The following is a 12,510-nucleotide window of genomic DNA, read 5'->3' on the forward strand; positions in this document are numbered from 1 at the left end:
TAAAATTAAGAAAATCTTTATTTCACTTCTTTAATATCATCCATTTTCCAGCTTTTATCAAAGTAAGCGGCAGTTGGTCCGTAGAAACGCATATAAGTAAACCAGTGTTTTCCCGGAATGGTCTGTACCCAATTTTTCTCTTTTCCGGCTGGTGCTTTTGGTCCAAAATACAAATCGATTGATCCATCTGTATTTTTTATTAAATCCTTACGAGAAGATAAATCGGCATTTTTTTGATCATTATCGATCAAACAACGTGTTGCTGAATCGTAAATCGTAATCGACCAAAAATTAACTGCCGGTGGATTTGCAGGAATATTCAAAGTGTAGTTTTTAGCACCGTCCAGCCAGTTTCCGTTATTATCAAAATAAGACCCTAAATACGCCTGACCTACATTTGGTGTTTTGGTAATCATAGCTTTTGAATACGTAACGGCTTCATAGAAATACGATGTTCTTTCGAAGAACTCATCATAATTATCAGCATGTTGCGATGGGTCTTTGATAATCATTACATAATCCCATTTTTTATCCGGCCAGTGTTTTACATCTGCAAATCGTTTGTTGAACGAATTTGCCATTGCCATTTGTTGTCCTTTTGCAGCAGCAGCAATCAAAATTTTCTTCTGATGTTCGTCCGGAGCAAAAGGTTTTCCTTTTTCGATTCCTAAATTTCTAAGCCAAGCCATAAAAAAACGATCGCGTTCTTCAACTGGTTCATCTTGCAAAATAGCATGAAGACGTTCCCAATAGGCAATTCCGGTTGGTTGAATTCCGTACCATTTTTTTCCTGCCGGTGGGCTAACCACTTTTGTTGGTGTTGGATTGGCTCGTTTATCATACGGATAAATTTTAACTTGTTTTACCAAAGTTTCTGTCACTTTTGGATCCGGATCTAATGCTCTAAAACCAAAAAACATATTTACCGTTGCACAAGGAACTATATAATAACCTGCAGGTTTAAAGTCTTTCATTGTTGGCGGTACCAATAGATATTTCCCACCTTTTCCTTTATCCGGTCCCATTTCTCCAATTACCGCCTGCTCACGTTGCCAAAAATCTCCTAATCCGCCGGCAGTGTGACCTGCAGGCATTTCGATAACCGTTGGTCCATTTGCTTTCAGGTCTATAAACGACATAATATAGGGAGTTGTGGCATTTCCTGTCAAAATCCCTAAACGATCGTTATAAGAATTATAAAAAACCAAATCATTACTTGATGCATTAAAAGTTTTATAATGAATTTGCTGCCATTCGGCGAAAGCCACAATTGGCAATCCCCATAAATAACATTGGGTTGCTTGTTGAAAATCCATTTCGTCAAATAAAGCAGGAATAGATTCTTTTGAAGGCAGTTCACCATCCATTTTCACTTCTGATCCTGCAGAAGACACAGCTGCAGTTTCGTTTATTGTTGTCTTTTTTTCACATCCAACAACTAAAATTATAGCAGCTGAAACTAAAAGAATAAGCGATTTATTTTTCATAAAATTTATTTTTGGAAATTACAGGCAATCATTTCTTTTCTTCAATTGGAGCCGGAAACCATTGTCCGTCAAGAACTCCTTTTTTAGAAACATACATTCGCATTGTCAAAGCAAAACCTTTTCCTGCTGGTGTTGGCAACCAGTTACTTTCTATGGCGCCTTTAGGCAGTGATGAAGCAAGCCATATACTTAAAGACCCGTCAGGATTTTTCTTTAAACCCGAGACATTATTCAGATTAAATCTTTTTAATTTATTGTCAACCACTCTGTAATCAGGAACACTGTACAAGGTCACAGACCAAAATGCATTGACCATTAAATCCGGAAGCGCTTCTTTTGGAAATTTAATTTCATAAACTTTATCTCCACTCAATAATTGCTTATTAGTATCCATAAGTCCAACAAAATAAATTGCTTCTTCTACTCTGTTAGCCCATAAACCACCATAATTAATAATATCGCGAGCTAATATGTCGTTCCCAAAATTACCTGCAGCATATGATACTGACCATCCTCCTTTTTGAGTTCCAAAACCTTTTGCACCAGATAAAAAGGTTGGAATCGCTTTGGTTTTTACAATTTCATCAACGCGTGCTTTAGCTTTATCATCTGTATTGCGATAAGCCGCAACAGCAGCAACTTTTGCCTGATATTCTTTTGCTTTTGGCATTACATCCGGATAAGAAGAGATTACTTCTTGCGCGTTATCGAATATTACTCCGTCAATTGGTTTTTTTGGAGTAAAATCAGGAATAGTAATTGGTGGTGCCACTTTGATTCCGTCAGGAACATCAAACGTAAATTGCTTTTGAAGTTTTTGTGCTATAGCAGGAGTTCCTTTCAACTCTACACGAGCCAGCATTTTTACTTTTTCTGATGGTAGCTCGATTTTTACAGCTCCGGCAGGAATAGTTGGATTGCTTCCTTTTAAGACCAAGGCAAATTTTCCATAAGGTGTTTTAGGAAAATTACGTTCATTGATATTAACAATTACTTCTCCCCAACCGTCTAATATTTGTGCGGTGTAATAACGTCCTTCAATTTTAGGAACATTTAAAATTACTGCATGAGCTGCATCTACAGCAATCCATGCTTCCAGATATGCCACATCTAAATTTGGATTTACAAATTGAGCTGAACCAAGCGGATTGTATTTGATTTTATTGTATCCTGCCTTTTCTACATTGATATCATAATTTTCTTGTTGAATTACAAAATATCTTGCGTATAAATAAATATAGGCATCTACAATATCCTGATCTGTTGGAACTGCATTTGTCTCAGAAGTTGCGGTTGTTGCGTCCTGAGTTGTTGCTTCTTTTTTACAACTAACAAACAGAAACAAGGCAACTATTATAAGTAGTGATTTTTTCATGGAAGTCGTTTTAAAAATTGAAAATGTTATTTTTTACGAACCTGGAAATACAAAAGCAACCACAGCTCTTAATCCCCAGTCAGGTTTAATTTCATGAGGCCCTACGATAGGTATTAGAGGCATCACAGCAAATTGAACCACTTGATCTCCTAATTTCGTAACCGCTCCTATTGAAGGATTTAAGGAAATCAAAGTTGTATTTGCTTCCCAATTTTGAGTTATTTCAGCATTTACCCCTAAACTGGCTCCGCTTTTGTAACTGTGCGAAAGAAAGATTTGTGTATAAAAACTATTAAAATCAGAACGATTTTCATTTCCGGCGACAGACCATATTTGGTTGGCTAAGAAACCCAGAGAAAGTCCTTTGCCCTGATGCATGACCAACACACTTGGTCCTACTCCAAATTTTTCTGTCCCTAAAAATTTATCTGTAGCAGTTGGTACCAAAAAAGCAGGTCCGAATCCGAAAATAATTCCCTTTGTTTTAGGTGCAAAAAAAGCAGTTACAGTAGCGTCGCTTAGTCCAAATTGATGCGTGTTTTCGCCCGTAATATCTCTTTGATCTACAACCGGAAGGATGTAACGCGTTATTAAATTTAGATTATCACTTAATTTAAACGGAACTACAGGCTGTATATTTATCGTATACTTTGATCCGTTGTAAGGACCAATACCATAACTAAGATTATTTTGTAAAGGCACACTTATAAGGCTGGCCACCGGGTTTGCCAGTTTATCTGCCAATTCCTGAGCACTCGCGCCTGCTTTTGAGTCTTCTTGTGCAGAAGCCACAAAATATAAAAGAAAAAAAGCTGTATTAAAAAATAACTTGATAGCAGTAGAAGACCTTGTAAGTTTCATAATCGTTTGATTTAAAAATTTGTAATCGCTTCAAAAATTAAAATGAAACAGCTTTCAAAAACTGTTTCATTTTAAGCTTTTATTCGAATCAGATTATTTGTCCGGGAATATTTTTTTCCAATCGTCTTTAATACTAATTACATGATAATTATATTTAGCAGCAGTATTTAAGGATAAATTATCTTTTTCCTGATAACTGTATTCTCTGGCAGCATCATCGTGGTTGACAATCATTTGAAATGAAGGATATTTACTTCCCTGAGAATATCTTAGCATGGCAAGATCGCCAGCTCCACCTTCGTTTCCACAGGCAAAAACAGGACGTTGACCAATGTGCAATTGTATACCCACAGGTTTTCCTTCCTTATCATTTAAAAGATCCAAAGCAGGTTCTCTTTGAATACTATTTGTAGCATCATCAAATTTGTATTTAAAAGAAGTTCCTACAACCTGATCTTTTGGAATACCATAAAAATCAGCTGATACGGCACGAACTAATTCGATTGTTCCTCCGGTTACAATAAATGTTTTGAATCCGTTTGCACGTAAATAGTTCAATAATTCTAACTGTGGCTGGTATCTGATTTGTTTTATCGGAACATTTTTTCCCGGATATTTAGCTCCTGTAAAAAATTCTTTCGCGTCGGCTTCGAACTCATCTTCGGTCATACCGGTATGGGTTGCCGCAACCAATTCTATAAGAGCTTTCTCTCCTCCTGTTTCAAAATAAGTTTTGTCTTTTTCGACAACAGCCTTAAAAGGTTGCTTTTGAGCTAATTCTGGTTTAGCTTCAACCATTTTCTTTACTCTGTAAAAAGCAAATAATTCCTGAACATAAGGTTTCTCAGCCCAAAGTGTTCCGTCGTTATCAAAAGTGGCAATTCTGTCTTCAACCGGAATAAAATCCGGGCCTCCTTTTTTGGTTACTTTAGTTACATAAGCAATAATTGCTTTTTTCAAATCACCATCATTCCAACTTGGCAGCGGATCTGAGGTTTTTACAAAATTTATAGGGTCTGAAGTACGTGTAGTTGTAGTGCTATCAGCTTTATTAAACGAAACCAGCAAAAATAAAAATAAGGGCAATATATATATTTTCTTATACATGATATTGATTTTTTAAATTATTGAAAAGCTTGAGTTACGGGGTAACTCAAGCTATCTTTTATTAATAAATTATATTTTTATTTTTTCTTAGAAGGCTCTGATGCTCCTTTAATTGCTTTTTTAAGTTTTATATCATCCAGTACCTCTTGCATGATTGTGTACGCAGAGAAACTTGGCGGAATAGAACGTGGTGGATAATCTAAGAAAGTCATGGCAAATTTTACCACTTTATCCGTATTTCCATAGATTAACGGAATATGATTAAGCTGCCAGTCATAATAAGTATTAGAAGTAATATCAGCTCTTTCAAATGGATCTTGCATCAAATTGAATATTTTTTGCAATCTTAATTTTGTAAAAGGTTCTGCCCAAACAGCCAAAGTTCCTTCACGACGCTGCTCAGCATATACATATTTATAATCTCCATCACGCATTCCTACAAGCAATCCATCATCATCAGAATAATAAAATTCAGTTCTGGCGCTTTTTGGAGTAGTCCCTCTTAAAAATGCTGATTGATCATAACCATCCAGATGTACTTTATAGTTAATACCGTTTGCTTTATAACCTGTCAATAATTTTTTAGTCAAATCCGGCTCACCTGCAATTGATGCTAATGTTGGCATCCAGTCATTATGAGACATCATCTCATTTGTAACGGTTCCCGGTTTAACAACTCCTGGCCAACGTATGATACAAGGTACACGGAAAGCTCCTTCCCAGTTGGTATCTTTCTCAGAACGGAAAGGTGTCATTGCTCCATCAGGCCAGCTGTTCATGTGTGGACCATTATCAGAAGAATATACTACGATAGTATTATCGGCAATTCCCATATCGTCCAATGATTTTAAGATTTCACCAACAGTAGCATCGTGTTCGATCATACCGTCAATATATTCACTATCCCCATGTGTATATTTACCTCTGTGTTCTGGTCTGACATGTGTACGTAAATGCATACGGGTTGCATTGAACCATACAAAAAATGGTTTTCCTGCAGAATTTTGTCTTTTCATATAATCGATGGCAGCAGCAGATGTTTCATCATCTATAGTTTCCATTCTTTTTTTGGTAAGAGGACCTGTATCTTCAACTGTTTGTTTTCCAATTTTTCCAAAACGAGGATCTACTGTTGCATCATCCTTGTCTGTGGCTTTACATTTTAAAACTCCTCTTGGTCCAAATTTTGCTAAATATGCAGGATCTTTAGGATAATCCGGCAATTCTGGCTCTTCTTCGGCATTTAAGTGATATAGATTTCCAAAAAATTCATCAAAACCATTTACTGTTGGAAGGTTCTCGTTACGGTCACCAACGTGGTTTTTACCAAACTGACCTGTAGCATAACCTAAATTTTTCATAATACCTCCAATAGATGGGTCTAATTGACTCATACCCATTGGTGCACCCGGATATCCTACTTTAGTCAAACCAGTACGAAGACCGTGTTGTCCTGTAAGTAATGCAGCACGTCCTGCTGTACAGCTTTGTTCTCCATAATAATGTAAAAAACGCTCTCCTTCGTTCGCAAGTCTATCAATATTGGGAGTTGTGTACCCCATTAATCCATCGCTATACGCACTAATATTGCTTATACCAATATCATCTCCCCAAATAATTAAAATATTGGGTTTTTTTGCGTTTTGGGCATCCATTTGTGTACTGGAAAGACCCGCTAATGCAAATAGTATTATCGCATTCTTAAATCCACATTTAAATCTGATTTGTTTCATGATGATAAAATTTGTTAATAATTCTTTTTTGTTATTGGATTCATATACCTATAAAAGGCTTTTTAATTTTTAGAAAAGGAAAATTTATTTCAAATTTTAATGGAATGTTTCAAATTTTAAACATCATTAATTGTAGGGAATTTGAAACAGGAATTTTCTTAACTTTTTTTTAAGTTTCTCAAAATTAGCTAATAAAAAAGTTAACAATCGTATTTATAGGGCTTGACATTGTTTCATTTTATAAAATGAAACGTTAAAAATATTTTTTTTTGCTCCATGATGTTTCATTTTATAAAATGAAACACTCAAAAATCATTTAATTAGGAAGTTAGATTTTGCGTTTTGTAAGAGAAAAAATAAAGTTCGAAGGATAAAACTTTAAATTATTAATCTATTTTTTAGGAAAAGCTATTAAAAAGCGAGCAGCATTTTGCCAAAAAAATGATTTTACATTTAATTTGGTTCTTTTTGAAAAAAAACTAAGGGTTTTTAGCTAAAATTAGCCTCAAAAATACTTGCTTATACGCCTTGATTCAGTATAAATATTTGTAGAAAAAGTAATTACATTTTCCCTCAAATGTCAAAATTGAGCATAAAAAAAGCCATTCGACGTATCGAATGGCTTTAGGGTAATCTTTAAAAAAGAAAACTATTCTATTTCAGAAACTCTCATGGTATTAACCATTCCTTTATCTTTAATTGGCATCGCTGCAAGGTTGATTAAATAATCTCCTTTTACAACAAATCCTTTTTCTCTTGCAATTTCATTAACATCAGTTACAGTATCATCTGTACTTTCGTCTTTATCATAGAAGTATGATTTTACTCCCCATAACAAATTCAATTGTGTCAATATTCTTTTGTTTGATGTAAATACCAAAATATGTGCAGATGGTCTCCATGCAGAAATTTGGAAAGCTGTATAACCACTATTTGTTAAAGTACAAATTGCTTTTGCTTTAATTTCATTAGCTAATAAAGCCGCTTGGTGACAAACTGTTTTAGTGATAAAACGTTTTGTTTTGATTTGTGGCGTGTTTTGTGGAACATGAATTAATTCAGAATCCTCAACAGCCTCACAAATTTGTGTCATTTTTTGAATTACTTGTACCGGATAATTTCCAGTAGCAGTTTCTCCAGACAACATTACAGCATCAGCTCCATCCATTACAGAGTTTGCAACGTCATTTACTTCAGCTCTTGTTGGAGTCAGACTTGTAATCATTGTCTCCATCATTTGTGTAGCAACGATAACCGGAATTCTAGCCGTTTTTGCTCTACGGATCAAATCTTTTTGTACCAATGGTACTTCGTGTGCAGGAAGTTCAACTCCTAAATCTCCACGTGCTACCATTAGACCGTCACAATATGCTATAATTTTATCTATATTCTCAAGAGCTTCCGGCATTTCAATTTTAGCAATAATCGGAATTTTATATTCTGAATGCTTAGCGATCAATTCTTGTAAATCTTGTAAATCGCGTGGTGTTTTTACAAACGAAAGTGCGATCCAATCTACTTTTTGCTCAATAGCAAAAATTGCATCAGCAATATCTTTTTCAGTTAAAGCCGGTAAAGAAATTTTAGTATTTGGAAGATTAACCCCTTTTTTAGATTTTAATTCTCCACCCTGAATTACTTTAGCAACAACCTCTGTTTTTTTATCTGTAGAAATAATTTCGAAAATCAATTTACCGTCATCAAGCAAAATACGCTCTCCTGCGTTAACATCATTTGGGAAATTTTGATATTTCATGAACACTTTTTGAGCTGTTCCTATAATATCTTCAGCAGTTGTAAAAGTAATTATATCACCATCATTTACTACCGTTCCTTCTTCCATTACACCCACTCTAAGTTTTGGTCCCTGCAAATCTCCAAGGATTGCAGTTGTGTAACCAAACTCTTCGTTTAGACCTCTAATAATATTAATTTTATCCTTTACACCTTCGTAATCTGCATGCGAAAAATTGATTCTAAACACATTAACACCTGCATCGATCATATCCTTGATAATCTCTCTCGTACTACATGCAGGCCCAAGTGTAGCAACAATTTTGGTTTTCTTGTTTGTTAACATTTTTTTTAAAAAATTAGATTGTTTTTTGATTTTATTTTGTTAGTATCTACAACATAAATTGCTGCAATACTTTCGATGGTATTTAATTGTTGTTGAATTTCTGAAAAATCAATAGTCTCTTCACTATTTTCTATTTTCAGGAAAAAATCTACTTTTTTGAATTCAGGAAGTAAATGAATTGTTGTGGAGACCTCACTTGTCTCATTGGAAAACAAATCTTGAAGATCATTCTTACTCACAGAAATGATTTCATTTTTATTCTGAATTAAATTCCATGAAATAGCCTTCTCAGAATCATAATAATAAAATCTCGAAAAATTTGCCTCGCCTTCTTTAGTTTGAGCATGGATCTCGTTTTTGCTCTTACTTAAGTTTATCGGAAGGTTTTTATTGATAAAATAAGCCAATCTATAATCTTCTAAGGAAGTATGAATTGCCATTAAATAATAATCAATTTCGTCAAATTCGTCTAAATCCAATCTATGAATAGCCATATCATGAAAAATCAAGGTGTAAATATACCATTTCTATCGAAGCTTCAATAGTTCTGATGTGTATGTTTTTGTTAATTTATAAACGAAAACGTTATAGCTTTAAGAAAGTTACGATAAATTTGTCGTTATTTCTTATCTATTTTTTCCTGAAATGCAAAATAAGCTCTTTGTGATGCTTTTTCTTCTGCCTTCTTTTTTGAAGTTGCACGCGCTCTTGCGATTACTTTATCGTCTATACTTAATTTAACGCCAAATAAGCGTTGGCCATCTATACCATTATCTTCAAAAATATCATAATGAAAGATTCTCTTCTCTTTCTGACACCATTCGATAACTAAACTTTTATAACTAATTACTTTTCCTTCCAGGCGTGCAATATCAACGTAAGGTGTAACAACTCTTTTTTGAATAAACTTTTCGCAAAATGAGTATCCTCGGTCTAAATAAATTGCTCCTATTAGTGACTCGAAAATATTACCATGAATATTTTCTCCAAAATGCTGAATTGGCACTTTGCTTTCTACAAACCGAACCAGATTTAAATCTTTACCTAATTCATTCAAATGTTCGCGACTCACAATCTTAGATCGCATTTTAGTCAAGTAACCTTCGTCGCCATTTGGTGCTTTGTTAAAAAGATGTGCTGCTATTACAGCACTTAACATAGCGTCTCCTAAAAATTCCAATCGTTCGTAATTTATTGGATGTCCTGATTCGTCTAATTTATTTGAAGATCGATGCGTAAAAGCTTTCTTATAAAAATCGATATTAGCAGGCTGAAAACCAAGGATTTTCTGAATAGTGTCAAAAAAAATCCCGTCTTCTAGAGAACGGGATTTAGAAAATATTTTTTTGATAAAATTCATATACAGAAATTAGTCAACTAATTTTTTAAACAATACACATGCATTGTGTCCACCAAAACCAAAAGTGTTACTCATAGCAACATTTACTTCTCTTTTTTGAGGTTTGTTTAAGGTAAGATTCAATGACGGATCAATGTTCTCGTCAACTACTGTATGATTAATAGTTGGAGGAACAAGACTGTGTTGCATTGCTAAAATTGAAGCAATTGCCTCAATAGCTCCGGCAGCACCAAGTAAGTGTCCTGTCATTGATTTTGTAGAGTTTATATTGATATTTTTTGCATGCTCACCAAAAACAGCACTAATCGCTTTTAATTCGGCAACATCTCCTAACGGAGTAGAAGTTCCGTGAGTATTGATATGATCAACATCTTCAGGAGTCATTCCAGCATCTCTTAATGTATTTTTCATTACTGCAATAACACCAATTCCTTCCGGATGTGGTGCAGTTAAATGGTAAGCATCAGATGACATTCCGCCTCCACCAACTTCGCAATAAATTTTTGCTCCTCTTGCTTTTGCATGTTCGTATTCTTCAAGAACCAAAGCTCCTGCTCCTTCTCCTAAAACGAAACCGTCTCTGGTAGCGTCAAAAGGTCTTGAAGCCGTTTCCGGACTTTCGTTTCTTGTTGATAAAGCATGCATTGAGTTAAAACCTCCCATACCAGCAATGGTAATAGCAGCTTCTGAACCACCTGATACAATAACATCACACATTCCTAAACGAATGTAGTTGAAAGCATCAATTAATGCATTTGCAGAAGATGCACATGCAGAAACAGTAGTATAATTTGGTCCCATATAACCATTACGCATCGAAATGTGTGCTGGTGCAATATCGGCAATCATTTTAGGGATAAAAAATGGATTGAACTTAGGAGTTCCATCCCCTTTTGCATAATAAATTACTTCTTCCTGAAAAGTTTCTAAACCACCAATTCCTGCTCCCCAAATAACACCAACTCTTGTTTTGTCGATATTATCATTAGTAAGTCCAGCATCTTTAATAGCTTCATCACTTGCAGCAACAGCATATTGAGCGAATTTATCTAATCTACGAGATTCCTTACGATCCATGTAATCTTCAATATTGAAGTTTTTTACTTCGCAGGCAAATTTCGTTTTATGCTTCTCTGTATCATAATACGTGATAGGAGCGGCTCCGCTAACCCCATTCACAAGTGCCTCCCAATAATCCTGGATATTATTCCCGATAGGAGTAAGAGCACCTAATCCTGTTACAACAACTCGCTTTAACGCCATAAATATGTATTTTGTACTTTAAACAAATAAAACCCACGCTTTCTTAACTGTATTGTTTACTTAAGAGCCATGGGCATTACAATATAAATATATCTTTTTGATTGAAAATCAATCGAAATTTAAATTTTAAAAAAAATAATAACACCCGATTCTTAAAAATTTCAAAAGTCAAAAATCTAATTCCAATTTGGAATTTGGAATTTCAAAAATTGGGATTTTTAGAAATCGGGTGCGGTATTATTATTTTTTAGCTTCTTCGATATAAGAAATAGCTTGACCAACAGTAGCAATGTTTTCTGCTTGATCGTCTGGAATTTGAATATCAAATTCTTTTTCGAATTCCATAATAAGCTCAACAGTGTCTAATGAGTCAGCTCCTAAATCATTAGTGAAGCTTGCTTCTGTTACAACTTCGTTTTCGTCAACACCTAATTTGTCTACGATAATCGCTTTTACTCTTGATGCAATGTCTGACATAATCTTTAATTTTAGAATTTAATTTGTTGGCAAAAATAAAAAACTTTATTTTAAAACAACTATTTAGTTTATAAATGTAACACTAATTTATAAAATTAATTTCAAGAAAGACTTTTTAATACTATTTATTTTCGATTTTTATTCCGTTTTTTGCATTCTCAAACTAAATTTGATTATGAAAAAAATTATTGTTTTTGCCTCAGGATCAGGAACTAATGCTGAAAACATCATAAAATATTTTGCAAAAACCAAAATTGCCCGCGTCGTTTCGGTTTTTACAAATAATGCTTCGGCAAAAGTTATCGAAAGAGCAAAAAATCATCAAATTCCAGTCGAAATCTTCTCAAAAACCGAACTTTTGGAACGAAATGTATTACAAAAAATACAAGAAATCGACCCGGATCTGATAGTTCTTGCAGGTTTCTTATTGAAATTTCCCGAAAATATAATCGAGAAATATCCTAATAAAATAATCAACATTCATCCGGCGCTTTTACCAAATTACGGAGGTAAAGGAATGTATGGAATGCACATACACAGAGCTATAGTTAATAATAAAGAAAAAGAAACCGGAATTTCTATTCATTTTGTAAATGAACATTATGATGAAGGCGGAATCATTTTTCAAAAAATCGTAACCCTTACAGACGAAGATACCGCAGAAACAGTGGCCGAAAAGATTCACGAACTGGAACAAAAGTATTTTCCGGAAATTATTTCAAGATTACTAGAATAATAGATTTTAGACTTCTTAGACATAAGACTTC

At 34.3% G+C, this 12,510-nt stretch carries 11 protein-coding genes; 1 reads left to right on the top strand and 10 read right to left on the bottom strand.

The genetic code is table 11. The features are described 5' to 3' along the window. Positions 1 to 17 precede the first annotated feature (17 nt). The 10 genes from EAH81_RS03275 to EAH81_RS03320 all read right to left on the bottom strand — a co-directional run bounded on the left by EAH81_RS03275 (position 18) and on the right by EAH81_RS03320 (position 11,743). Positions 18 to 1,487: a DUF1254 domain-containing protein gene (locus EAH81_RS03275; protein ID WP_140503712.1), complete on the bottom strand. Its 1,470-nt coding sequence runs from the start codon at positions 1,485 to 1,487 to the stop codon at positions 18 to 20. Between the two features lie 28 nt (positions 1,488 to 1,515). Next, positions 1,516 to 2,862 carry a DUF1214 domain-containing protein gene (locus tag EAH81_RS03280; RefSeq protein ID WP_140503714.1) on the bottom strand — a complete coding sequence of 449 codons (1,347 nt, stop codon included), beginning with the start codon at positions 2,860 to 2,862 and terminating at the stop codon, positions 1,516 to 1,518. Positions 2,863 to 2,895: 33 nt separating this feature from the next. After that, positions 2,896 to 3,723 carry a hypothetical protein gene (locus EAH81_RS03285; protein WP_140503716.1) on the bottom strand — a complete coding sequence of 276 codons (828 nt, stop codon included), beginning with the start codon at positions 3,721 to 3,723 and terminating at the stop codon, positions 2,896 to 2,898. 93 nt (positions 3,724 to 3,816) lie between these two features. Next, a complete protein-coding gene (locus tag EAH81_RS03290) occupies positions 3,817 to 4,830 on the bottom strand; it encodes an HAD family hydrolase (protein ID WP_140503718.1) in 1,014 nt (337 codons plus the stop codon). A gap of 77 nt (positions 4,831 to 4,907) precedes the next feature. Continuing rightward, positions 4,908 to 6,563, bottom strand: coding sequence for an arylsulfatase (locus EAH81_RS03295; RefSeq protein WP_140503720.1), 1,656 nt, complete (start codon positions 6,561 to 6,563; stop codon positions 4,908 to 4,910). Positions 6,564 to 7,212: 649 nt separating this feature from the next. Then, on the bottom strand, positions 7,213 to 8,643 hold the full coding sequence (pyk, locus tag EAH81_RS03300) for a pyruvate kinase (protein WP_140503721.1): 1,431 nt from the start codon (positions 8,641 to 8,643) through the stop codon (positions 7,213 to 7,215). Between the two features lie 5 nt (positions 8,644 to 8,648). Beyond that, positions 8,649 to 9,137, bottom strand: coding sequence for an IPExxxVDY family protein (locus EAH81_RS03305; protein ID WP_140503723.1), 489 nt, complete (start codon positions 9,135 to 9,137; stop codon positions 8,649 to 8,651). 125 nt (positions 9,138 to 9,262) lie between these two features. Next, positions 9,263 to 10,003: a ribonuclease III gene (gene rnc, locus EAH81_RS03310; RefSeq protein WP_140503725.1), complete on the bottom strand. Its 741-nt coding sequence runs from the start codon at positions 10,001 to 10,003 to the stop codon at positions 9,263 to 9,265. Between the two features lie 9 nt (positions 10,004 to 10,012). Then, positions 10,013 to 11,266 carry a beta-ketoacyl-ACP synthase II gene (gene fabF / locus EAH81_RS03315; protein WP_140503727.1) on the bottom strand — a complete coding sequence of 418 codons (1,254 nt, stop codon included), beginning with the start codon at positions 11,264 to 11,266 and terminating at the stop codon, positions 10,013 to 10,015. Between the two features lie 240 nt (positions 11,267 to 11,506). Next, complete coding sequence (locus EAH81_RS03320; protein ID WP_007137004.1) at positions 11,507 to 11,743, bottom strand: acyl carrier protein; 237 nt, start codon at positions 11,741 to 11,743, stop codon at positions 11,507 to 11,509. Between the two features lie 175 nt (positions 11,744 to 11,918). On the opposite strand from EAH81_RS03320, the gene purN reads away from it, so the two are divergent. Further along, the gene (gene purN / locus EAH81_RS03325; RefSeq protein ID WP_140503729.1) at positions 11,919 to 12,479 is read left to right on the top strand and encodes a phosphoribosylglycinamide formyltransferase; all 561 of its coding nucleotides are present in this window, start codon (positions 11,919 to 11,921) and stop codon (positions 12,477 to 12,479) included. Positions 12,480 to 12,510: the final 31 nt, after the last annotated feature.

Origin of the sequence: Flavobacterium pectinovorum (genome assembly GCF_006438875.1) — a bacterium.
Classification (GTDB): Bacteria; Bacteroidota; Bacteroidia; order Flavobacteriales; family Flavobacteriaceae; genus Flavobacterium; species Flavobacterium pectinovorum_A.